Genomic DNA, 24,022 nt, shown 5'->3' with positions numbered 1-24,022 from the left:
ATCCCCACATCCCCGGCGCAGAAAGAGCATCAGGCCGCTACGGGCCATAAGCGGCAGCGCTGCGCCGAGGGCTGCCTTGCGCAATACCTCGTACTGGGACGCGATGGTCGACGGTTGGATCGGGCATGCCGCCGTCGCGGCAATGTTTACGTGCCGCTTTTTTAGAACCCGCTCGATCGATCTGGGATGAAGCTCGATATCGAGTTCCTGGCGGAGCAGCTTGGCCAGTTCCCGGGCGCGAACGGGTTCTCCTGGGCGAGCTGCGCCTGCAGAAATGCCAGGACTTTGTCGTCGATCTTGTGGGGACCGCGGGGCCCCGGCTTCGTCGGCACCAGTCCGGCAATGCCGGCCATATCGAAGTTCACCTTGGCCTGGTAGTAGGTTGGCCTGGAAACACCGTACTCGTCGGAGGCCTCCGTCACCGACACCTTGTCGATGGAGACGCGACGCAGCATCTCGTATTTGACCTGCACGGCGTCGTGCGGATCGAAGAACTCGCTGCCCGAAACTTTGGATCGCGCACCTTCTCGGGGTGGGATTGAACGTGCCCTCTTCGATGAGGCCATCCGTCTTTGTGCGCTTGCTGTCGTACTTCGCAGACATCGATGGCTCCGAGGACATGAAGCGGTGTTAGCGTAATGCTAATTATGACGCATTTTGCTGCCTCGTCAAGACGATGCTTATGGTCTATTTGACGAGATATCTTGTATTTGCAGGCGTAACCTCTCATAAAAGCGACCTCTTGCGGCATAATCCACTTTACAAATGCGGCATATTTATCCTTACACTTCCGCACGTCAGCCCGGCCCCGATTTGCTCGAAAGGCGCTTCACCAGAGTGGCCAAACTCCATTAAGTCGACTACCCGCAAGAGCGATCGCCCGTTGCTCATGACGACCTCAGGATCCAAGCTCACAAGATCAGTCCATTGCGGAGGAACCGACCAAACAGTGGTGTCCTCGGTCTGCAGCAAAAGGCGTTCACCATGCCGGTTGTAGCGCTTGCCGACGCACGGCAACTGCCGTGGGAATAAAGGATGAAACGGATGCGTCACCCGCACTAACTGCGTATCTGCGTTGGCAGTGGCTGCATTCTGTTGTGAGGTACAAAATAATCGAAGAAAATGGCTTCTGCTGGCCTGTCCCGTCTGCTACCCGCGTCCGTCTCGATCATGCGCAATTAATGGCACTTCTAGCCGGAATGGATTGGAAAAAGATCCGCCCCGCCAAGGTGCGCCGGCCACTTTCGATCGGCTGATGACGATGTGCGGCAAGTTGAATCATGTTGCTGTAAGTGTTGGGAAATCGGCTGATTCTATGCTCTATTACGCGCATGGTTTTACCCGGTCCAGACCTTCCTGACGACGTCGATGCGCTGAAAGCGATGATCATTGCTTTGAACGCAGAGAAGGCTGCGACTGACGCCGAAATTGCCCGAATGAAGGCTGTCCAACAGAAAGCCGACGAGCGGATCACCACTTTGACGGCGATCTTGAAGGTTTTGCAGCGGGCCCAAAACGGTACGCGCTCCGAGCGACTGCGGCTGGCGATAAACGACGAGCAGATAGACTTCGCTTTTGAGGAGGTCGAGACTGGCCTTGCGGCGATTGACAGCGAGCTCGGCCAAGTGGGCAAAGAGCGGCCAAAAAGGGAGGCGCGGCCACGCAAAGGTTTTGCCGCCCATCTCGAACGCATCGAGGAAGTGATCGAGCCGGAGATCCCCGACGACTGCCAAGGCTTGGAAAAGGTTCTGATCGGCGAGGACCGATCCGAGCGGCTTGATGTCATACCGCCGAAGTTCAGGGTCATCGTCACACGCCGCCCGAAATATGCCTTCCGCGAACGTGACGGCGTGCTGCGGCTTTGGCGCCCGCGCATATCATCGAAGGTGGGCTGCCGAGCGAACGGTTGCTGGCCTATATCGCCGTGTCGAAATACGCCGATGGTCTTCCGCCTCTCTATCTGCGCGACAGCGTGGTTCTCAGCCGCTCTTGATGGCCCAATGGATGGGGCATCTGGGCTTCGAGCTGCGGATCTGGCGGATTACATCTTGGAACGCATTAAAGCCGGAGAGAGGGTTTTGCAGACGAGACCACCTTACCGACGCTGGTCCCCGGCTCTGGTAGAACGATGAAGGCGTGGTTATGGGCCTACGCTCCGACCGTTTGGCGGGTCTGGCCCGCCGATGGTTGCCTATCGCTTCGAAGACAGCAGGGGTGGCAAGTGTGTCGCGCGTCATCTCGCCGGGTTCAGCGGCATCCCGCAAGTGGATGGGTACTCGGCTTATACCAGCATGCTCAAGGAGCGCGCCAAGTCCGGCAGCAATGAAACGATCAAGCTTGCCGGATGCTGGCACATTTACGCCGAAAGTTCTACGAGCTGCATGTCGGCGGCATTAATGACGCTGCAACGGCGTCGATCACAGCCATGACGGAACTTTGGAAGGTCGAGGACGAGATCCGCGGCAGTGATGCCGAAACGCGCGCGAGGCGCCGTCAGGAGACGTCCGCTGGCATTGTCGCCGATCTCTTCCAGTTGTGGGAGAAGGAACTCTCCAAAGTCTCCGAAAGTCCAAGACTGCTGAGGCGATACGCTACGGCCTGACACGCCGGGGGCGCTGGAGCACTTCTTGACGGACGGCCGCGTCGAAATCGACTCCAACATAGTCGAGCGTGCCATCCGGCCCCAAACCATTACGAGGAAGAATAGTCTCTTTGCCGGCAGCGAGGGCGGCGGAGAGACATGGGCGACGATCGCCACACTTCTGCAGACGGCAAAAATGAACAATGTCGATCCGCTTGCCTGGCTATCTCAAACGCTCACCCGCATCGCAAATCGCTGGCCAGCCGCTGATATTGAGCTGCTCATGCCATGGAACTTCAAACCAGACGCCGTCGGCTAACCGCTTACGAGCAATTTCGTGATCGAGCTCTCGCGCCTTGTCGAAGAGTGGGTGCAACGTGGAAATCACCGCGATTATTTTGACGGCGGCCTAAGCTTTGTAATGGCGCGTGCTCAACGGTGCAGCAGTTTGTCCTCAAGACCTTTGGGCGAAAAATCACCGCGTCGTCAGACTCGTTCTGCCCAGACTTGATGCTTCTTTTTCGTCAAATCTAGGCCGATTCTCCATCGACGCTTTCCTCTTTCATGTTCCAACGCACAATTCTGGCACGTAAACGCCGTTAAGTGGGAAGCGTCCACTCCATCACTTACTTTCCATCTGATATTTCGAACAAATCGTCTAGCCAACAGGCGCCCTCAAGGTATGGACGAGAAAATATCTTCCCAATCTTTTCCTGAGACCTGTTCTGATGATATCGCATGTACACACGGCCATCGGCTCCAAGGTCAAGAATCTCGATCTTTCCTGTGTAGTGCGACATGATATATTTGAATGTCTTTTGGATGCCACTGAGACGTTGGTTGATCCCGCGCGTAATCTCTAGTCCCCGACGCAGCGAAACCTGAAAATGGGATGCGCCTTTCACCGGTCTTGCCTGAAAGAGATAGTATGGACGGACCCCCATCTGATGACATTTGGCGAAGGTCGGAGCCAAGATCTCAGGATCATCGTTGACTTTCGCCAGAAGCACCGATTGGTTAAAAAACTCAACGCCTCGTGCACGCAGAGAGCGGATGTTGCGCTCTGCGTCGATCGAGATTTCACCGATGTGATCGAAATGTGTGACGATGAAGGCTGCCTTACCTGCGTCCTGGATCCGTTTGAACAGGGTCACCAAGCTGGGATCCTCGAACCTCTTGGGTGCGTACGCGAGTGCTTTTGTGCCAAAACGAATCGAGTTCAAATGCGGAAACGGCAATAGATAATCAAGAATCTCGTGGAGCCTATGGGTGCTGAGCACGAATGGGTCGCCTCCAGATATAAGTACGTTCGTCATCTCAGGATGATTTCCAATGTATCGTCCAATTTGCCCTAAGTCAGCTGCAATTTCATCTGAGTCCTTTCCAACTAGGCGTTTGCGAAAGCAATAGCGGCAGTATGAAGCGCAGCGGTCTGTTGCAAGCAACAGACCTGTCTGAGCGTACTTGTGCTGAAATCCAGGCACGACCGTGTTATCATTCTCGCCGCTGGTATCCAGATCACCGGTATTGTCAAACTCTTTGAATGAGGGCTCCACGATGAATTTGAGTTGATCGTAATAGTCACTGTTAACGATTTGTTTGCGATAGAATCTTGTGACACGATAACGTGTGATATTGTTAGCTTCCAGCTCGCCGGGGGTTATTGCACGCGCGCCCTCCACGAAATTCATGATCTTCGATGACAACCGCGGGTTCGAACTGGTGAGCGGATCCACATTCACTTGTTTTGCCGTTTTACTTTGGATAGTTCGGGTGGTCTTCATTTAGAGCCCTTTAATAAAAGAAGGCGGAACGCAATGGGCGCAAGGGTTTCTTGTTATGCCCATGCAATCAACGTGCCGTCGATGATCTTTTTGCCGGCAAAGACGAGCAGTCAGCTGATTACCCAGCGGCATCGTCAGAACACGTGCGACTTCAGTGTTAGGGCCGGAACAGCACCCCCCAAGTTGACCCGTTAAACGTAAGGCCGTATGTCCGTCTTCGTGGCTGAGGTGGCTCGCCCTACACTGGTCTTCCGAGGGTTGCTCGGACAGGCCGAGCAGATCCTCATCACAGGAGGACGAGCCGTGGCGGATTATAGAGAAGCTTTTGTCGGAATCGATGTTGCCAAGCTGAAGAATGCAATTGCGATTGCTGAATCTGGCCGAAACGGAGAGATCCGTTATGTCGGCGAGGTTGAGGCATCGGATGCCAGCATGCGCCGCATTATCCAGCGTATAGCTGTCAGTACCGGAGCAATACCCCTCAATAGCGCCGTTTGAATCTTCCCAGTTTGAGGCGCCGCCGGTCTTCTGGCGCGCGCCCGGAAGACCGGCGGCGCGTCATCGCCAATACTCTTTCCGATGGTCGGAAAGGGGATTTGGGTGATCAAGCTGAGGGAGACAATGATGATCCTGGATTTACATCGACAAGGGCTGTCGGTGTCTGCGATTGCCAGGCAGACTGGCATAGATCGCAAGACGGTGCGCAAATACATCGAGCGTGGACCAGAGGCTCCGGTCGTTCGAGCTCTGCAGACGCTGCGAGGGATCCATCTGATCGTCGCAGTCACATTCGCCGCGGAGGTCGGCGACGTGACCCGATTTGAGAGCCCTCGCCAACTGATGGGCTATCTCGGCCTGGTACCTGGCGAGCGATCAACGGGTGAGACGGCCAGACGAGGCGCAATCACCAAGGCCGGCAACGGTCGGGTTCGGCACATGCTGGTCGAGAGCCCCTGGACTTATCGCCACCCGCCAAAGATCGGTACAAGAAAGCTCTACCTCATGGAGCAGGCCCCATCGAGAGTTCGAGAGATTGCATGAAAAGCTCAGAGTCGGCTGACATCTCGATATCGAATGCTCGCCGGACGGGGAAAGCGAACGACGGTGGTTTGCACCGCGATTGCGAGGGAGCTGACCGGCTTCATGTGGGCTGTTGCAAGGGAGGCGCAGGCGATCAGATCATAGATCGCTGCATCGAAGTTGCACCTCGCGCATGGGCGGGGGCGGGACAACGGCAGGGGAACACCCGTCAGACGCTTTGTGGCCGGCACTTGACCGACGCCCGTCGTAAGATCGGAACAGCCCGGACGCACAATCGGGAATGCGGTAACCAACCCGCGCATCAGAGCTTGATCATAGATGTCCTACAGTTCCGCCTCCACCCATACGCGATCATCATCATGAACAGCCGTTCGTTTGGACGGTCGGGCTCCTCGCGCCCAAACTATTGACAACGGACATCAGAGCGATGATGTGAGCCGTCGTTTTTCGAAGCTTAGCATGTGTTTTGCCCACGCGATGCTTGAGCTCTGCAATCCGAGCCTCGTACTCCTGGATTATATCGGCCGCCTGCGCATCCTCATCGATGGCGCCTCCTCGTGAATTCGATGCTGTGGGAGCGATACCTTCATGGGTCCTCTGTTCGAAACGGCTGAAGCGATGGTCGTTCACAATCGCATTCTGTCCAATCTACGGCGTGCTCTAAAAAGGATCAATGTTCGCTGCTGATTGGCACGTCAAAGGCAATCGGCCGTATCAGGCTGCCTACGTTAACACCGGCTTCTTGCTGCCTTTTCGTGTTCAGATTCCTGATAGCTGCTCATCGAAATTGCCAGCCGGGATGCCACCTGTCACCTATTTCGGTCAAGCGCATGTGCGATGTCAACTGCGATTGTCGGGGCAGGCGGAAAACGATCCATCAATTTCCGGTTCTTCTTTGGTCATGAGAGTTTGTGCCAACGCCGCTCTTCAGGACATAAGTGTCGAATTCTACGAGATGTTCTTTATTGGCCGCCAAAGCTTGAAGAGCGCAGCTACCACGTCTTGCGGCGACCAGTTCCATGAGACACTCTACTGCGGCCAATGCGGGAGTCATCGTGTGAATAAACGAAGGAATTTCGGTGCGAACGCGGATTACAATTTGAGAAATTTTAGCGATTGGAGACAATTCGCTGTCCGTCAAAGCGACGAGTTTCGCACCACGAGACACGGCAAACTCGGCTGCCTGAACTGTGAAGCGAGTGTAAGGGCTAACTGTGACCGCTAGCAAAATGTCTTCTGGACCGACAGAACGGAGTGCATCATCAGAGGCACCGCCCATCCCCTCGATCAATGTTGTAGGAGAGCCAAGTAATGATCCAACATGGTGCATTAAATAGGCTATGGGAAAACTTGAACGGCGGCCGATGCAAAAAATATGTTTTGCCTCCGCTATGAGGTCGGCTGCTGCCGCCAATGCGGCAATCGCGGACGGCTGCGCGAACCTGCTTAGATGACCCTGCAAAGCATTTACTGTGTCGCAAATGAGGACGCCATCGCCCCCAATTTCCCCTCGCGCCAATAACGATTCTCCACCCCCGCCGAAGCTTTCCGGCCGTTCCCTGACGCTGTCGGCGAATACCTCCTTTAATTTGTCGAAGCCATCGAAGCCAAGGCGTTTCGCAAGCCGCGTTAATGTTGCCGGAGGCACTCTTGCTCGGCGCGCCTGCTCTCTCATTGACAGCAGCGCGACTTCTGTCGGATGGTCAACTAACCAACGTGCAGCGACCTTCATTTGCGGAGGGAATTGCTCATATCGGTCCTTTATGAGACTTGCAGTGTTAAAATCCATTCTTACTTCCTGATGCCCTTGAGGCAAATCCTTAAGCGACAAAGGTCTATTCCTTCGTTTAGGGATTTAAGACCGGCCCATTGTTGAGAAACGCAACCTTTTCACGCTGGCTCACGCAGCACGAGTTGACGCACGTCAAGCGCTGTGGCGTTCCCCGGAATTGAACAGATTACTCTATCGTGAGGTCCGGCGCTGCGTCTCGACGCTAGCATCCCAACATCTTCATCCGGAGAGACCCAAAAGTTAACTCCGCATGAGGGCGAAAATGCAATAAATGGAGCCATTCGGGGCACAGTGATATGGCGTTTTCTTTTCGTCGCAGCAATCACAAATCTCATCCTTGACTCTAAGAACGGCAGTTTCCGTGGCTTTCCGAGAGGGTCAAGCAAAAGCTGTGCCAGTGCGCAGATCTGACCGACGAAGAGTTTATTTCCTTTTATTTAACTGTTAAATGAGAATGCAGAGTCGCAGAGCCGACAACTCCCTGTCGCGAATCCGACAAATCTGGAGTGTCCGTTGGCTGGCTCTTTAGGAATGCTGGCAGGAGCCTTCCGCGTTGTTCGCTTGCGACAACATAGACCTTTTGAACGACGTGATCGCCAGATGTTGAGAAAAACAGCTGTGGCATTATCGAGATTTGAGCGACTCGCATCCAAATTGGCGGCGCCGTTCTTCGCAACTATAACCGGTTCCGTGCCGTTGGCGCTGAACTTGCCTCGTTGAATTAATCCATTTTGAAGTAAGCTCTCGGGGGACATGTCACACTGAGAGGACTAGGCAATGTAGCGCAACCGTTTTACGGACGAACAGATCATCGGCATTCTGAAGGAGCATGAGCGGGCACGCCGGTCTCGGAGCTTTTTCGACAAAGTACTGCCGATACGTCACTCGGTCGCAATTGCTATCCTTTTCAAAGTGGCTTTACACGCTTGCGTGCAGAGACTTCTCCAGAATGTCCAGGCCACGTTGCAAAGTCTGCCAGTCAGTTGTCAACGGAGGAAGAAGTTTAATAACCTGGTCTTCCGCGCCACATCGCTCTACAACAAGCCCCTCTTCAAAAGCTTTGCGTACGATTTGCGTCGCCAATTTGCCCGTACTGCAGTCGAGCCCGAACATCATGCCCCTCCCCCGCACGGATAGGTTAGAATTTCGGTTGCTTTGCGCGACTTGCTGAAGACGATCTCTTAGAATGCATCCTTTGTCGACAACTTCGTTAGATAGCTTTTCATTTGTCCAGTATTTTCGCAAAGCAGCGGTCGCTGTCACGAGTGCGAGATTGTTGCCCCTAAAGGTTCCGCTGTGTTCGCCTGGTTGCCAGACGTCAAATTCGGGTTTGAGCAGCAAGAGTGACAGCGGCAGCCCACAACCGCTGAGAGATTTCGACAAAAGAACGATGTCTGGAGAAATGTCCGCAAACTCAAAGCTGAAAAAATCGCCAGTTCGTCCGCAGCCCGCCTGAATGTCATCAATAATCAGCAGGATGCCATTCTTCCTGCAAAGCCGCTCGAGCGACTGCAGCCAGTTTCTGCTCGCAGGATTGATGCCGCCTTCACCCTGAACGGTTTCAAGAATAACGGCCGCGGGCAAATCGACGCCACTGCTACCGTCGGCAAGCACTTTGTCCAAATATTCCGTAGTATCCCGATCAGGGCCCCAATAGCCGTCGTAAGGCATGAACACCGCTCCGGAAGGAGGAAGACCTGCCGCGTCTCGGAAGTATCGATTACCAGTTACTGCAAGCGCGCCCAGGCTCACCCCATGATAACCGTTGGTGAATGAGACGATGCTGTGGCGTCCAGTGACCTTGCGTGCAAGTTTCAAAGCTGCCTCGACGGCGTTGGCTCCAGTGGGACCCACAAACTGGTATTTGTACCTAAGACCACGCGGGCGCAAAATCAGCTCGTCAAAAAGCTCGATGAACTCTCTTTTCGCCGACGTAGCCATGTCTAACGCATGGATAACCCGATTTGACTGCAGGTACTCCACGGCAGCACTTAGGATGTACGAATCGTTGTGACCGTAGTTAAGGGCACTCGCGCCGGAAAGAAAATCAATGAACGCACAACCATTTTCGTCTTCGAGGATGGCTCCTGCCGCTTTCGTGAACACCACGGGGAATGATCGTGAATAGGATCGCACGTTCGATTCGAAGGTTTCAAAAGCAAATAGGGAATTGGAAATGCGGTCATTACTCACGATTATTTCCTCAACCAGATGCCATGACCCAGCGCCTGTACCCTTGACGCCAATTACCGCGAAATCTCAGCAACGCCTCGAAATCCGGCGTCCATTTGGAAAGTTTCCGCAACTCTATATGACCATTGCTAACTGTGCTCCTACCTAGAATGATAGTGTTCCTATTTGCTTATTATTGGCCTGTCGCAGGAAAACAGAGCTGCGGCAGTGGCGGCACTGCCGCCTAGAGACGAACAATCGCCTCCTACAGCTCGATAAATCCCAGATTTATTGCCTTAATAGCCGCGACCGTTCTACTGGCAGCGTCCAACTTTCGCATGACGTTTTTAATGTGAAAATTAACAGTGTTTTCGGATATATTCATAATAATTCCTATGTCCCATGACGACTTTCCCCGTGCTACCCAGAGAATACATTCTTTCTCCCTAAGCGAGAGCTCAGGCACTTTCTCCATGGGATTCGAATCCGCGACATTTGCAAGTCTCAGATGGAAATGTATCGCCGCAAGTTGTAAGTAGGCGATTGCCCTGTGGTGGTATTCACGCTCAATTTGCTGGGCAAAGCTCATGATGGCGAAGCTTCCAGCCGAGCTGCGCAAGGGAATAGTAATGCCTGACCTTACGCCAAAGCTTGCAGCCTCGTCGAAGATACGCCGTTCGTTTGGAGTTGTGCTAGGGCCAACGTATGCCTCCCTCCACTGGATAGGGCCTGATCGCATTCGACTTTCCTTGATAATGGGAGCTTTCCGATCATAACCCATTTCGAGACATCGCTTCTGCCATTCATCAGGATAGTTCAGGATCTCAAGTGAAGGGCGTCGAACCGGCTGTAAAACCTTGCGCTCGATTGTAAGAGGACCGTAGGCTATCCACGTACAGCCGAAATTCAGAGCGAAAGCTGATAAGTGCTCAAATAACTGTTTAGACTGAGCGATGCCATGTGTCTGGTCAAGAAATCGGCCGAACTCGACCGCAAGTTCCCCTCGATTTATAGCTTGAGAAGGCCGCGAGAGGTCCGAGGAAATCAGATCGGCAACTCGGCTGGTCTGCTTACTCACTTGAGTGGAACCGCAACCGTCCCTAAACAATCGATTCTCTCTCTCGGTCAAATAATGGCACGCCATTTTGTCGTCAGTGCGTGACGTCGCTGGCCCTGAGCGGCCACGGCTCTCCGAGCCTTCGGCGAACGTTATCGCTAAAGCTTTGAAAGCGGGCTGTGGAAGAGCTGACATCGTGCTTTCCTCCCGTTTTTTCCGAGGGCTCGGAATTCCGTAGTTCAAGAGTCGTGCCAATCTTGCTGAAAAGAACCCCCACAGAGCCTCTACCAATTTTTTTAGCCGTTTATGTAAAATGCAGCAGCAAAGCAGCCGAGTACGCCGCGCTCAGGCTGGACAAACCTGACAATAGTGTCTGTTGTGAGTCCCCAACTTCGCGACGTTCTATGTATGAAAGTGCTCGAAGAAAGAAGGAATCAACTCGGTGGTTTGGCATACGCGCAATTTGGTGTCAGGCACCAAGCTTTGCATTTCGAAAACAGGGACCGCATCTGGGGCATCAAAGATTGCGTGCGCGGAAGGAAAAGCGTTGGGCGAGGTTCTTCAAATGCGGCACTCAAAATCTGGCTGTATGGATGTCGTTGTTCACCGTCATTTCGCTCGGATCGGCACACATGACATAGATTGGATGACCGTGAAACCCAAAGGCTGCTTCAAAGAACTCCGGATCGTCATGCGAGCGACGTTGCCGCCTAAGCGCAATCCTCCGAACTAACGCCGCATCAAATTTATAAACGCCGACGAGGCTCAAATCTGCAGACGCACTTTCATGGCTGTCGGAGCCTTCGGGTATAATTGCTGTAAGGCGTTGCGCTTTTCCCGTCAGCACTCGTAGCGATCGTTTACCGGGTGACTGGCTAGCAACTACAATGTTGCGATATGATGACCGCACCAAGCGCTCCAGCATCGTGAAACTGATCGCCATATCCTCGGTAAATATCAGAACGACCCCATTGACGTCAGCAACTTCCTCTGCCGTTGCCACGTCAATAAGGCGTCCCGGATATGGCGTGCGCAGTGGGCGTACGCGGAGTTCCATACCATACAGCTCGTGACAGAAACGATGGTCGACCTCGCCCATGCCTCCTAGTCCAAGGATAATCGTCTTTTGCACGCCAACACGTGCCAATTGAGATAATAAACCTTGCAGAACGGACGTGCCGCCGACCATAACTGCGCGCGCTGAGAAGCGCTCTTTTGCAGTTAATTTAATATGTCGGGGGCCTGGGATAACGATCGCACATTTCTCCATTAGCAGTGCCCTCGGACTGTGCACATACGATAAGACTAACTCTGCATCGTCCTCGATCCACTCCCTAATCAGATAGTTGACTGGGCGGTGGATCAGCGCCTCTTCGAGGCTCATGTCCAAACGCTGTGCGCAGCCATCGGCGACGGCGAAAGCATCATAGATCCTCAAGCCGAATAGATGGTCCGCATCAAGGGTGCATGGCTGTTCTCCTGCCGCTGACACATCCATTTCTTCGCCAAACCGAAAGCACGTATTAGTGCGAAGTCGCTGGCTTCAGATTCAGTTTGAGTATTTTTTGCTTTAGTGGCAAAGCGCCCAAGTCCGAGATTTCGAACATGTGCGCTCAGTGTTACAGCCATGGGATTGTTTCAAAACAATCTTTTCGTTGGCACGACGCGTGCACGGTTATCTGCAAAATCGCCGACTGACGAGTGAACTCCCTCCAGGATCAAACCCATTCGTCGACGTGCCGTAATGGAAGGCTTCGGCGCAAGCCGCAATTCAACAAACTGGATTTTGGAGATAAGTGCAAAACTCTGTTGGCGAAAAAACCTGAAGGTCGGCCGAACTTTCATTCAAGGATTTCACGCGATGTCGAAGGACGATACCAATCGGGATTTCCACTCAGCGGCGGTGCTGATCAATGCACCAGACGATTGCTCTGGTCAGTTCTTGGAATGCGCATGTAAGTACATCAATACCAGCCATGGGAACGCCCTTGCCAAACACTTGCAAGAGGCGACGCCAGATGTGGTGTTTCTTGGGATGCATTTCTCTGACGTTGAGACGCAGACGCTCTGTATTCGCCTGCGTCTTTCTCGGGCGCGGTCAATGTCGATCATTGCGATTGCGGAGGTTGCTGATGAAGTAACTCAACAAGACAGGCTCGCCTTCGATGACAATGAGCATGTTAGCCGATCGCGAGAGATAGCGCTCACAAGCATCGGCAGAATCTTGGACGGCTCGTGTCGGAGTTCCATTCCAAGGCATCAAGAACTGCTTGCCTTTCAGGACATTGAATTGGATGTGGCCACGCATCGTGTGCGCCGAAACGGCCGGACGATTCATCTCGCTCCAACCCAGTTCCGCCTGCTGGAGCACTTTATGAGAAACCCATACCGGGCGTACTCGCGAGATGAACTAAAGAATGCAGCTTGGCCGCATACCGTTCATATCGGGCCTCGCACCATCGATGTTCACATTGGTAACTTGCGCGCGGCCCTAAATAGGGACAGCGACCGCGATCTGATACGGACTATAAGATCTGTTGGCTACGCGCTTTCCGAGAAATCGGATTCGTAATTGCGGGATCGGCCTGAACCTGGCCGTGTCTGCGGCGCCAATTTGGCTGCGTCTTGATCGGTCAAAATAGGCGCACCCCAATAGAGTAGGCATTGTGATTAAAACAGTGCTTGATTTTGGCGTTTTCGGCGGAGGATTTTTTGCTTGCCAACGGTATGGCAATGTCGCTGATAGTAGCGGATTTTCATATTGCTGAGATTGGAAAAAGGGCTGCACCCGCAGTACTATTGCTTGTTGGCGCATCCATGGAACCTTCAATTTTCAGGGCCCGCATGAGACTATTTCGTTCGGGATCAGCCGTTGCGAAACGTGTAGCTGTAAGCATTGATTGCCGGCGCGCCGCCGAGATGCACGTAAAGAATCCTGGATCCTTCTGAAAAGAAGCCTTTGCTGATGAGATTTATCATCCCTTGCATTGATTTTCCCTCGTACACGGGATCAGTGATTATGCCTTCCAGCCGCGCGCAAAGGCGAATGGCCTCGTTCGTTTCCTCGGAAGGAATGCCATAACGGGGGTGCGCATAGTCCGCGAGCAATACCACATCATCGTTGGCGATTTCCCTTCCGAGTTCGACGAGCTTTGCAGTTTGGCGGGCAATGTTGAGCACCTGCGACTGGGCTTGGAGTGGGGTTGCCGAAGCATCGATACCGATCACATTGCGCTGTCGCCCATCCTTGGCGAACCCGACGACCATGCCGGCTTGCGTTGAGCCCGTCACCGTGCAGACCACGATGTAGTCAAAGGCAAAGCCAAGCTGTTTTTCCTGCGCGCGAACTTCCTCGGCAAAGCCCACATAGCCGAGACCGCCATATTTGTGGACAGAGGCCCCCGCTGGGATCGCATAGGGTCTGCCGCCCTTTTGCTTGACGTCGTCGAGAGCCCGTTCCCAACTGCTGCGGATGCCGATATTGAAGCCGTCATCGACCAGCCGCACCTCTGCTCCCATGATCCGGCTTAAGAGGATATTGCCAACGCGATCGTATACAGCGTCCTCATATGGTACCCAATCCTCCTGCACCAGAAGGCATTTCATGCCGATCTTGGCGGCAACCGCGGCGACCATGCGCGTATGGTTGGACTGCACGCCACCAATGGAGACAAGCGTATCGGCATCGGACGCGATCGCGTCTGGAATGATGTACTCGAGTTTGCGGAGCTTGTTGCCGCCGAACGCCAGACCCGAGTTACAGTCCTCGCGCTTGGCATAGATCTCCACCTTTCCCCCTAGATACTCGCTGAGGCGATCGAGCTTTTCGATAGGCGTAGGGCCGAAGGTAAGGGGATATCGTTCGAAATTTTTCAGCATTTTTCTCTTCCAATGTGGCTTTAAATCCAGTCAGTTATGCGCGATCCTTAAGCGACTGACGGCACTCTCCCACGTTCCAAAGATCCCATTGTCCCCTTGCCCTCGTTGGCATCGAGACGACGCAATCCAGGCCGGTGCTCACAGCTTCAACGTCAATGCTGATGAAACAAACAATAAACTCCTCAGTGGCGACACTGGAAGCGATCGCCGACGGTCATGTCGTGTAGTTGCTCCAATAACGTCATGCTCGATGATCAATGTCCCTTCTAAGCAGCCCGAGGCTCACAACTGATCAATTCCCGGCCTTCAAGGGCAGCAAACCGCACCATCGAGCCAAGCTGGGAGGACATCGGAGTAGTTCAGTGTTTCTTCTCGCAATGCTCTGGCCGGTAGCGCATTTCCTCGCGATCATCGAACCGCAAGACCCGCCGGCTCCTCTTTGAAGCGCAACTAGCTCGCCACATCAGGAAGAGCACGCTTGCGAAATAGGCCACTTGAAAAAGGAGCCAAATATCCAACGTCGTGGCCATTGCTCTGCGGATGGAATGGGAAACGAGGTAAGTGCCTAGAAGGCTGATGCACATGACCAGTTGCAGGAGGCGACAGAAAATTGCAAAAGGCACCGTCGTTCTCCGAGTTTATACGCCAGCACATGAAGCGAGCTTGTCAGCCGCTATATGAACCTGACAGTTCTTCGGGCAGACGCGGACGCAGGCGCCGCAGCCGATACAGCGCCCTTCCTGGTCCACGACCATGATCATACGACTGAGTTCGCCATCGAAGTCATCGTCTTCGTCATCGCAGATGCCAAGGATTTCACCCGCTTCATCGGCGCCGTAAAGGTGCATGACGTCACGCGAGCAGACCTTGAAACAGCGGCCGCAGCCGATGCAAGTTTTACCATCGATGCCGGTCAGATACTCCGGCATCCAGTTGGATCCATCGCGGGTAACGAAAGACCCCGTCATCGGGATTCCTCCAATACCGCAAGCTCTTTCTTCGCCGTATTCAACTCGGCGAACGCGTCGAACGTTTTTTCTGCGATCGTCTTGATCTTAGGCCAGTTGACCGGGAGGTCCTCGGCAAGGTCGTGCAACTCCATTTTCGCAGTTGCCGCTCGTGACTGGAGTTTACGGACCTTCTTAAGCTGCTCCACAATGTCTGACATTATCTTTTTCCTCAAAAACCGATTTCATGGCGCCCGCGCCACGTCGGGATAGGCTTTGATGGCGACGATCGCAGCATCGACCAATTTCGTGCCGGCCTCGGCTAGCTTGCGAAGCGTCTCGAAGCCGAACCGATGCACGTCCCGGAGCGTCTTCGACAAGACGACCAAACGCCCTGTCGTGAGAACCACTCGCCCGAAGCCCTCGGGGTTCATCGTCACGATCGAGGAGGCGACGAGGCCGGAGTGCCCCTCGATTTCAAGCCCGACACAGGTGTAAAAGATCTGAAGCCTCCAAATCACGTCCGGATCGGGGTCCCCGATAATCGGCATCTGCCGGCGCTGCTCCTTCGTCACAATGAAATCGGCAAGCAGGTCGGTGTCCGATTTTCCGTCCCACGACCCATGAGCATCCTGCGCCCTCACCAAGCGAACCAGGCGTTTGATGAACGGGGTTGCCATTGCGTCGCTATCATCATCTGCGACTGTGTTGGCGAGGCTGATAGGCGAAGTCATCTCCGATCTCCTTTAATCCTCATCGTCGAAGAACGGCTTGGCGAGACCCATCCCGGCGTCTGCAAGCACCTTGCGCAGCCATGGCGGCGGGGCAGTTTTCAGCATGGTCTGGGTGCGCGTCAGGACTTCCTCGATGGACGATGGCTCCGGCACTTTGATCGGATGGATTTTTGCCGCGACGACCTTCGCGGCGGAGGGGCCGCCGATCGCCAGGCAGAACAGCAGATGACATCCCTTCAACGCCTCGACCCTCATCGTGATGCGATCAGTGCCGCCGTCGTTCGTGTGCTTGCCGCTTTCGTCAGTTGCTTCACCAAAATCGACGGCTTCGACGATTTCCCAACCGGTTGGGGTGACGTCATAGACAGCAAAAAGCTTGGCAGATCCGAAATGTGCGTTCAGCCTCTTCAGGTCCTGCGTCGCGATCGCAATGCGCAGAACTCCCTTCGGGCATTCTGGGGCAGGTACCGGTCCCTCGTCAGTGACGAGTGAAAGTCGTCGGACAGCGGTCATTTTTTGCCTCCATGTCTTGCAAGGGATTGAGCGCTTCGGGGCTCGGCCGGCGGCAGTTCGACTGGAAAATGTTGGCGGCCTCGAACAGAAAGTTGCGCGCGCCCTCGTAGAGGATGGTTTTCTTATGCTGGCTGCCCAGCCGGTCGAAAATCGGAAAGCCGACCCTCATCAGCGGGACGCCAAGCCGCTCGGCCGCCTGACGGCCGTGGGAATGGGTCACGATCAAGTCCCCGCCAGCGTGACGCGCCATGGTTTCCAGATCGGAAAGGTCGCCGACCTGCACAGCGTCGGCTGGCACCTTCTGCAGAATGCAGTTGGTGCCGGTGGTCGCTACCGCCGCGACGATTTCAGCGCCCATACCCTTGAAGAACGTCGCAAGTTGAAAAAGATGGTCTGGCTCGGCGGCAATCGCAATGCGCTTGCCGCCGAAATGAAAATGACCGTCGAGGAGTGCGTCCTGCAATTGCGCGCGTCGCCGCCGCACCGTGGCCGGCACAGGATTGCCGGCGATCATCGCCAGCATGGTCATGAAACGGTCGATTGCCTTTAGGCCGACAAGCTGCTCGAAGAGGACGTAAGGCACGCCGGTCTTGGCCTGCAGCGCCGCGGCGGCCGTGCGCATATGCTCGCCGATCGCAACCGCCTGGAAGCAGGTGCCGAGTTCGCGGATTTCCTCGACCTTCGTGCCGCCATAAGTGGTCGGCACCCATCGGTCATCAGGAATCGTACCGTCAAGCGAGCCCGAGACGTCCGGCAGGATCACCGGCTTGAGGCCAAAGCTTTCGACCGTTTCGCGCAGCAGTTCAACATCGGCGACCGTCAGGTGCCAACCTGGCAGGATCGCAATCTTCTTCAGATCGCGGGACCGCCCGCCTGGGGTCGTAATGCCTTCGATCATGGAGGTGACGGCCTTTGCCCAACCCTCCTCGATCGCACCGTCGAAATCCGGTGTGCTCGACAGCACGACCTCGGTACCCGCAAGCTCTTCGGCACGCTCCAGCTTGATATTGGCAAGATCGCCCTCGAAATTCTCGCCGCGGGTTTCGACCAGCGCCGTTGTGCAGATCCCGATCAGCTTCGGTTTAGCGCGTGTTTTAAGATTAAGGAGCGCCTCTTCCAGATTGCCGGCGCCGCCGAGGATCGTCGCCACTGCGTCCATCGCCGTTGTCTGCAGGGGAATCGCTTCCTTGAAATGGCGCACGAAGAGCACCAGCGCGAAGCTGGTGCAGCCTTGGCTGCCGTGGAACAACGGTATCGCACCATCGACGCCGAGATAGGCCAAGGCCGCGCCCAGAGGCTGCGATGACTTCAGCGGGTTGACCGCCGCCGACTTAGTCTGCGGAAGAATGCATGCCATCAGCTTTCCTCACCACTTGCGGAAGCCACCGGCGAGAGTGGCCACGGTGTTCGTGAAGGGCAGGAAGTTTCGGTCTCGCCCTTTCCGCTTGGCACCCGAGCCTCCGACGCAGGCGGGCATTCCCAGGGTGCCGGCTCTCGCACCTCACTCCAGATCGGATTGTGAATAGCAAGATCGATCTGGCGAACGAGCTCCACCATACCGTCATAGCCCGCATAGGGGTGGTGGCGCTCCTGGTTGATATCCAGCCAAGGTGTTTTGGCCTTCAGCGCGATGAATTGCGTGCGCCCGCCCGACAACATGATGTCGGCCTTGCCTTCTGCGAGAAAGTCGTAGAGCTCGCTCGGTCGCATCGATTCGAAGATATGATTGTCGTCCTTCAGAATCTGTTTGATGCGTTCCTTGTCTTCGGCAGTCGACTTCTTGGTGGAGGTGCCGACAATTTCGACGCCGATTTCCATCAGCGCGTGGGCGACCGACCAGGCCTTCACACCGCCGGTATTGAGGAGCACGCGCTTGCCTTGAAGCCGCGGCCGGTATGCCGCGAGCTTTTTCCATGCAATCGCCTCCTGCTCTGCGATGAGTGCCTCGGTGCGCTCAAGAATTTCCGGATCGGCACCCTTCCTGACGATCAGCTCAGCGATCTGCCGCAGCGATTGCGAAGTATCACTGATGCCGTAGAAGGAACCTTCGAAGAAGGGAATATCCCAGAGTTCTTCCATTTTGCGGGCAAGGTTTATGAGGGCGGTCGAGCACACCATCATCGCTGCCCGGGCGCGATGGGCGGAGGCAATGTCACGATAACGCGCGTCCCCGGGGATGCAGGCGCGCACACGGATGCCGAGCCGGTCAAGAAGCGGCTTTACCAGCCAGAACTCACCGGAGAGGTTGAATTCGCCGAGAATATTGATGTCGTAGGGACCGGCATCGTCGGGCTCCACCGTGCCGATGACATGATCGAGCAGAGTCTCGCCGGCGAGCTTGTTTCCAAGGTTCTTGGAGCCGGAAAAACCGGGCGCATTGACAGGCACCACCGGCAATCCGAATTTTTCCGCAGCACGCTTGCAGACGGCTTCGATGTCGTCGCCGATCAGCGCCGTAACGCATGTCGAATAGACGAAAATCGCCGGCGGCGCGTATGTTTCCTTGATTTCGCGGATCGCTTTGAAAAGCTTCCGCTCGCCGTGCCCCATCACCACGTCGAGTTCGGTAAGATCGGTGGTGAAGCTCGTGCGCCAGAGCGTTGGGCCGGACGAAGCCGTACCGCGATTATCCCAGGAATTGCCTTCGCAGGCGAGCGTGCCATGAATGAGATGCGCGACGTCGGTGATCGGCTGCAGCACAATCTTTGCCCCGTCGAACGCGCAGCCGCCGGCGGCCGCCCCGGGAGTGAGCGGCTTGGAACAGCCCTTCTTGCGCACGCTGGCATCTTTGCCGCGGTTCATCTCGCAAGCGGGCTCATCGAAGACTTCCTGGATCCTGGCATCGAGCGAGCGCCTTGCGACGGTCTTGGATGCCGATCGCAAGGCGCTTGGCGGCGGAGCCGATCGTTTGCCGTTAGCGTGTGAGGTCATAGGAATAATCCGTGACACCTGTTTGGCTCGTCTCGCGGTCAAGTTTGTCGAATATCGTGTCGAGGATTGTCGTTAAGACACGCAGCCCGCCTTGGTAGCCCATCAGCGGGAAGCGATGGTGATGATGCCGGTCGAAAATTGGAAACGTCAGGCGGATCAGCGGCGTGCCGGTGTCGCGTTCCAGATATTTGCCATAGGAATTGCCGATCAGGAGGTCCACCGGTTCGGTGAAGAGCAGCGAGCGCAGTGCCCAGAGGTCCTTGCCCGCCCAGACCTTGGCATCCTTTCCGAACGGCGAGGATGCAAACAATGCCTTCATTTCGGCTTCCCAGGCAGATGTGCCGTTGGTGGCAAGGCAATGTATCGGCTCGCCGCCGGTTTCCATCACGAACCGGGCGACCGCATAGACAAAATCTGGATCGCCGTAGATCGCGTATTTCTTTCCGTGCAGCCAGGCTTGGCTGTCCGCCATGGCGTCGACAAGCCGCCCGCGCTCCAGTGCGATCGCGGAAGGGATTTCCTTGCCGGAAATCACCGAGATTTTCATCAGCAATTCGTCGGTCGCGGCGACGCCAATCGGATAGTGGAAGGAAGCGGTCGGCTGTCCGAGCTCTTTGCAATATTCCAGCGTCTTGCGGGTGTTGTAGTGCTGCAGCGATAGTGTCGCGTCGGCGCCAAGAGCTTCCTTGACGTCTCCGATCGTCGTGCCGCCATCATACATGCGATACATGCCGTCCGAGGGAGTATCGAACTGGTCGGATGCATCCTGGATGAGGGTATAAGACACGCCCATGAGGTTGAGCAGGCGCTTGAGCTCGCGGTTGTTGCCGACGCAGAAGCCGTCGAAGCCGGGAATGATGTTGATGGTGCCGTTCGGTTCCTTGCGCTCCCTGCCCTTCCAGAAGTGCTCCAGGATGCCCTTGACCATGCCGTCATAGCCATCGACGTGGCTGCCGACGAAGGCGGGCGTGTGGGCGAATGGAACATCGAAGTCGGAGGGGACCGAGCCTTCGTTCTTGGCGTTTTCGATGAAGCCGTGCAAATCGTCGCCGATAACCTCCGCCATGCAGGTGGTCGAAACCGCAATCATCGACGGGTCGTAGAGCGCATAGGTGTTGGCGAGCCCATCGACCATGTTCTTCAATCCGCCGAATACCGCCGCGTCTTCGGTCATGGAGGAAGAAACCGCTGACGAAGGCTCCTTGAAATGTCGCGAAAGGTGCGACCGGTAATAGGCAACGCAGCCCTGACTACCATGGACGAAGGACATGGTCCGCTCGAAGCCCGCGGCCGCAAAGACGGCGCCGAGCGGCTGGCAGGCCTTGGCGGGATTTATCACGAGGGCTTCGCGGGCGAGATTTTTCTCCCTGTATTCCCAGGTCTTGGTGAACTCACCTTGATCGGCAACGATCTGGTCCGGGTGCGGACATTCGAAATTCAGCTTCTTTTCGGCAAGCATTCGCCTGTATTCCGGCTCGCGGAACAGGGGCGCGTGGTCGAGAATTTTTTCGGCCGACTGCGGCATGGTATTCGCCTTTCTTTTCATCGTGCCGCACCGGTGGCGGCAAAGAACGTCGAGATGTTAGAGGTGTGCGGATCAAGTCCGCGGCGAGAGCCTAGCCTGCCCCTGCTCCAAGACAGGCCAGGCCCTCATTCGGCCGCAACCGCCTCAGCCGGCGCGACCTTTTTCTTCCAGGGGGCGTCGTAGAGATCCCAGACTGGATTGTTGATGGCGAGATCCATGTCTTTGGCAAAGATGGCAAAGCCGTCGTAGCCATGATAGGGGCCGGAGTAATCCCACGAATGCATCTGGCGGAACGGAATGCCCATCTTCTGCACCGGGTACTTTTCCTTGATACCGGAGCCAACGAGATCGGGGCGGATACCCTCGATGAACTTTTCCAGTTCATAACCAGTCACGTCGTCATAGATGAGCGTGCCTTTTTTCACGTAATGTCCGGTGCGCTGATAGTCGTCGTTGTGGGCGAACTCGTAGCCGGTGCCAACGATCTCCATGCCGAGATCCTCGTAGGCCGTGACCACGTGACGAGGGCGCAAGCCGCCGACGTAGAGCATCACCGTCTTGCCTTCGAGACGTGGTCGATATTTGGCAATGACGGCGTCGACCAAAGGTCGGTACTTGGCGATGACTTTCTCGGTCTTTTCCTCGATTTCCGGCCCGAAATGTTTGGCAATCTTGCGCAGAGAGGCTTCGATCTGCGAGGGACCGAAGAAATTGTATTCCATCCACGGAATGCCGTACTTTTCCTCCATGTGCCGACAGATGTAGTTCATCGACCGGTAGCAGTGGATGAGGTTGAGCTTGGCCTTGGGCGCCCGCTCCAGTTCGGCAAGCGTTGCGTCTCCCGACCAGTTGGCGACCACGCGCAACCCCATCTCCTCCAGGAGGATGCGCGTGGCCCATGCGTCGCCGCCGATGTTGTAATCGCCGACGACGTTGATGTCGTAAGGACCCGCCTCGAACTCGGCGTCGGTCTTGTCGAACACCCAGTCGCGGATGGAATCGTTGGCAATATGATGCCCAAGTGATTGCGATACGCCGCGGAAGCCCTCGCAGCGCACCGGCACGATCGTCTTTTCGTATTCCTTCGCCTTCTTGCGCGACACAGCCTCGATGTCGTCGCCGATCAGACCGATCGGGCATTCGGATTGGATGCTGACGCCCTTGTTCAGCGGGAATAATTCCTCGATCTCATCGATGATCTTGTCCAAGCTCTTGTCGCCGCCGAAAACGATGTCCTTTTCCTGGAAGTCGGAGGTGAACTGCATCGTCACGAAGGTGTCGATCCCTGTCGTGCCGACATAATAATTGCGACGCTGCGACCAGGAATAATGGCCGCACCCAACCGGTCCATGGGATAGGTGGACCATATCCTTGATCGGGCCCCACACGACACCTTTGGAGCCGGCATAGGCGCAGCCGCGGATCGTCATAACGCCCGGAATGGATTTGATATTCGATTTGACGCTGCATTCGGAAAGGACGTCGTCCTCCTGGTCGGTCGCCTCTCCGCCCGTTGCAACGCTGAGGTGCTTGTTGCGGCGCTTCGCCGCCTTGTCCGGATACTGCGACAGCACGTCCGCAATAAGCTTTTCATGCAATGTGCCGTCATTCTTGTAGTCGAGGCTCATAGGGCCTGCCCTCTTTTAAGGTTCGGATGACGCCTCGCGCTGAGGCGCGTTCTCGGGAAGGACGCGCCGGGTCAAGGGCCGGCGCGTCCGTCGAAAGCGGCGGTTATTGGGCGGCCGCCACCTTCGATTCCTTGGCCTGAAGTTCGGCAAGCATCTGCTCGTCGGTCTTCATGATGCCGAAGTCGAGCAGCATGTCCTCGAGCTCTTCCATGGTGATCGGGGTCGGAACGGTCCCTTGACCCGAATTGGCATGAATCTTCTCAGCCAGTGTGCGATATTCTCCGGCCTGTTTGGAATCCGGCGCATACTGGATGACCGTCATTTTCCTGAGCTCGGCGTGCTGGACGATGTTGTCGCGCGGCACGAAATGGATGAGCTTGGAATTGAGCCTGGAGGCCAAGGCCTCAGCAAGGTCGACTTCGCGGTCCGTCTGGCGCTCGTTGCAGATCAGACCGCCGAGCCGCACGCCGCCTGCATGGGCATATTTCAGGATGCCCTTGGCGATGTTGTTTGCCGCATAGAGCGCCATCATCTCGCCGGACATGACGATGTAGATTTCCTGGGCCTTGTTCTCGCGGATCGGCATTGCGAAGCCGCCGCACACGACGTCGCCGAGCACGTCATAGGAGACATAGTCGACATTGTCGTAGGCGCCGTTTTCCTCGAGGAAGTTGATGGAGGTGATGACGCCGCGACCGGCGCAACCAACACCCGGCTCTGGACCGCCGGACTCCACGCACTTGATGCCTTTATAGCCGATTTTGAGCACGTCCTCGAGTTCGAGGTCTTCCACCGAACCTTCCTCTGCCGCTAGATGCAGGACGGTGTCCTGCGCCTTCGAGTTCAAGATGAGGCGGGTGGAGTCGGCTTTGGGATCGCAGCCGACGATCAGGATCTTCTGCCCGAGATCGACAAGGGCTGCGAGCGTATTTTGGGAGGTAGTGGACTTGCCGATGCCCCCTTTGCCGTAGAATGCGATTTGACGCAAATCTGACATGTTGCCTTCCTTCTTTCGTTCCATCCATCGCGGAATACGGTCGGCAGCTCGCGCCGCCCGCCAACAAGCGTTTCAAAACGCGTGCCAAGTTGGCGGCCGACTTGAAGGGAAACTCTCTTGATTGTTTTTCAGCTATTTAGCCGCGCCAAACATGTGCGCGAACTGGACAGGTCTTTGTCGCAGGCCCGACAAATCGGACGCAAGGTGTCGCAGTAAACGGGTGCTGTCTGGAGATCGTTGGGTGTCGGAGGTTAGCAGCGATCAACAGCAGGACCAAAGAACTTCTAAAATTGGAGGCAATCCCACATCAAATCGTGCCAGTGGCGAAGCACCCGATTCTGCCTCGAAACAACGCCAAACCAGTTGAGACCCAACTGCTTGTCGCGCCGCATCATTGCCCCAGGGATCGAAAGCGGCATATCCATGCGGCGCGACACAGAC

18 protein-coding genes and 4 pseudogenes are annotated in these 24,022 nt (G+C 55.7%); 5 read left to right on the top strand and 17 right to left on the bottom strand.

The annotated features are described in order from the left end of the window. Positions 1 to 161: 161 nt before the first annotated feature. Positions 162 to 566, bottom strand: coding sequence for a helix-turn-helix domain-containing protein (locus QA648_RS33390; RefSeq protein ID WP_283054356.1), 405 nt, complete (start codon positions 564 to 566; stop codon positions 162 to 164). 765 nt (positions 567 to 1,331) lie between these two features. Here QA648_RS33390 and QA648_RS33385 point away from each other — a divergent pair. Continuing rightward, positions 1,332 to 2,900, top strand: a pseudogene (locus tag QA648_RS33385) (IS66 family transposase). 307 nt (positions 2,901 to 3,207) lie between these two features. Here the strand turns inward: QA648_RS33385 and QA648_RS33380 are convergent. Then, on the bottom strand, positions 3,208 to 4,365 hold the full coding sequence (locus tag QA648_RS33380; RefSeq protein ID WP_283054355.1) for a lysine 2,3-aminomutase: 1,158 nt from the start codon (positions 4,363 to 4,365) through the stop codon (positions 3,208 to 3,210). Positions 4,366 to 4,572: 207 nt separating this feature from the next. Between QA648_RS33380 and QA648_RS33375 the strand changes: the two are divergent. The 3 pseudogenes from QA648_RS33375 to QA648_RS33365 form a co-directional block, all read left to right on the top strand. Further along, positions 4,573 to 4,824 (top strand): annotated as a pseudogene (locus QA648_RS33375) (IS110 family transposase); the annotation flags it as partial. A gap of 141 nt (positions 4,825 to 4,965) precedes the next feature. Beyond that, positions 4,966 to 5,100: pseudogene (locus tag QA648_RS33370) on the top strand (helix-turn-helix domain-containing protein); the annotation flags it as partial. Then, positions 5,098 to 5,550: pseudogene (locus tag QA648_RS33365) on the top strand (transposase); the annotation flags it as partial. The pseudogenes QA648_RS33370 and QA648_RS33365, both read left to right, overlap by 3 nt. 733 nt (positions 5,551 to 6,283) lie before the next feature. Here the strand turns inward: QA648_RS33365 and QA648_RS33360 are convergent. The 4 genes from QA648_RS33360 to QA648_RS33345 all read right to left on the bottom strand — a co-directional run bounded on the left by QA648_RS33360 (position 6,284) and on the right by QA648_RS33345 (position 11,925). After that, positions 6,284 to 7,195: a MurR/RpiR family transcriptional regulator gene (locus QA648_RS33360; RefSeq protein ID WP_283054354.1), complete on the bottom strand. Its 912-nt coding sequence runs from the start codon at positions 7,193 to 7,195 to the stop codon at positions 6,284 to 6,286. A gap of 921 nt (positions 7,196 to 8,116) precedes the next feature. Continuing rightward, complete coding sequence (ectB, locus tag QA648_RS33355) at positions 8,117 to 9,391, bottom strand: diaminobutyrate--2-oxoglutarate transaminase (RefSeq protein WP_283054353.1); 1,275 nt, start codon at positions 9,389 to 9,391, stop codon at positions 8,117 to 8,119. 244 nt (positions 9,392 to 9,635) lie between these two features. Beyond that, positions 9,636 to 10,622 (bottom strand): LuxR family transcriptional regulator, encoded by a 987-nt coding sequence (locus QA648_RS33350; RefSeq protein ID WP_283054352.1) that lies wholly within the window; start codon positions 10,620 to 10,622, stop codon positions 9,636 to 9,638. A 379-nt stretch (positions 10,623 to 11,001) separates the two neighbouring features. Next, positions 11,002 to 11,925: a hypothetical protein gene (locus tag QA648_RS33345; protein WP_283054351.1), complete on the bottom strand. Its 924-nt coding sequence runs from the start codon at positions 11,923 to 11,925 to the stop codon at positions 11,002 to 11,004. 246 nt (positions 11,926 to 12,171) lie between these two features. On the opposite strand from QA648_RS33345, the gene QA648_RS33340 reads away from it, so the two are divergent. Beyond that, a complete protein-coding gene (locus tag QA648_RS33340) occupies positions 12,172 to 12,999 on the top strand; it encodes a winged-helix domain-containing protein (RefSeq protein ID WP_283054350.1) in 828 nt (275 codons plus the stop codon). Positions 13,000 to 13,292: 293 nt separating this feature from the next. On the opposite strand, the gene QA648_RS33335 is transcribed toward QA648_RS33340, so the two are convergent. The 11 genes from QA648_RS33335 to nifH form a co-directional block, all read right to left on the bottom strand. After that, a complete protein-coding gene (locus QA648_RS33335) occupies positions 13,293 to 14,306 on the bottom strand; it encodes a 1-aminocyclopropane-1-carboxylate deaminase (RefSeq protein WP_283054349.1) in 1,014 nt (337 codons plus the stop codon). A 359-nt stretch (positions 14,307 to 14,665) separates the two neighbouring features. Then, on the bottom strand, positions 14,666 to 14,890 hold the full coding sequence (locus tag QA648_RS33330) for an exopolysaccharide production repressor protein (protein ID WP_283054757.1): 225 nt from the start codon (positions 14,888 to 14,890) through the stop codon (positions 14,666 to 14,668). A gap of 54 nt (positions 14,891 to 14,944) precedes the next feature. Beyond that, positions 14,945 to 15,274, bottom strand: coding sequence for a ferredoxin III, nif-specific (gene fdxB / locus QA648_RS33325; protein ID WP_283054348.1), 330 nt, complete (start codon positions 15,272 to 15,274; stop codon positions 14,945 to 14,947). Continuing rightward, positions 15,271 to 15,474, bottom strand: a complete 204-nt coding sequence (locus QA648_RS33320) for a CCE_0567 family metalloprotein (RefSeq protein WP_260305790.1) — start codon at positions 15,472 to 15,474, stop codon at positions 15,271 to 15,273. The genes fdxB and QA648_RS33320 overlap by 4 nt, the downstream gene beginning before the upstream one ends. Positions 15,475 to 15,498: 24 nt before the next feature. Further along, entirely contained in the window at positions 15,499 to 15,987 is a 489-nt protein-coding gene (locus QA648_RS33315) for a NifX-associated nitrogen fixation protein (protein WP_283054347.1), read from the bottom strand. Between the two features lie 12 nt (positions 15,988 to 15,999). Continuing rightward, on the bottom strand, positions 16,000 to 16,500 hold the full coding sequence (gene nifX / locus QA648_RS33310) for a nitrogen fixation protein NifX (RefSeq protein WP_283054346.1): 501 nt from the start codon (positions 16,498 to 16,500) through the stop codon (positions 16,000 to 16,002). Continuing rightward, the gene (gene nifN, locus QA648_RS33305) at positions 16,466 to 17,857 is read right to left on the bottom strand and encodes a nitrogenase iron-molybdenum cofactor biosynthesis protein NifN (RefSeq protein ID WP_283054345.1); all 1,392 of its coding nucleotides are present in this window, start codon (positions 17,855 to 17,857) and stop codon (positions 16,466 to 16,468) included. The genes nifX and nifN overlap by 35 nt, the downstream gene beginning before the upstream one ends. Continuing rightward, positions 17,857 to 19,431 carry a nitrogenase iron-molybdenum cofactor biosynthesis protein NifE gene (gene nifE / locus QA648_RS33300; RefSeq protein WP_283054734.1) on the bottom strand — a complete coding sequence of 525 codons (1,575 nt, stop codon included), beginning with the start codon at positions 19,429 to 19,431 and terminating at the stop codon, positions 17,857 to 17,859. Before nifE ends, nifN begins: the two co-directional genes overlap by 1 nt. Further along, positions 19,415 to 20,956, bottom strand: a complete 1,542-nt coding sequence (gene nifK, locus QA648_RS33295; RefSeq protein ID WP_283054733.1) for a nitrogenase molybdenum-iron protein subunit beta — start codon at positions 20,954 to 20,956, stop codon at positions 19,415 to 19,417. The genes nifE and nifK overlap by 17 nt, the downstream gene beginning before the upstream one ends. A gap of 125 nt (positions 20,957 to 21,081) precedes the next feature. Next, entirely contained in the window at positions 21,082 to 22,584 is a 1,503-nt protein-coding gene (gene nifD / locus QA648_RS33290; protein WP_283054732.1) for a nitrogenase molybdenum-iron protein alpha chain, read from the bottom strand. Positions 22,585 to 22,687: 103 nt separating this feature from the next. Beyond that, positions 22,688 to 23,581 carry a nitrogenase iron protein gene (nifH, locus tag QA648_RS33285; protein WP_283054731.1) on the bottom strand — a complete coding sequence of 298 codons (894 nt, stop codon included), beginning with the start codon at positions 23,579 to 23,581 and terminating at the stop codon, positions 22,688 to 22,690. Between the last annotated feature and the right edge of the window lie 441 nt (positions 23,582 to 24,022).

The sequence above is a fragment of the Rhizobium sp. CB3171 genome, assembly GCF_029714265.1.
In the GTDB taxonomy this organism is placed as follows: domain Bacteria; phylum Pseudomonadota; class Alphaproteobacteria; order Rhizobiales; family Rhizobiaceae; genus Rhizobium.
Note: the sequence above shows the minus strand (reverse complement) of the source record. Positions and strands in the feature narration are given on the sequence as shown.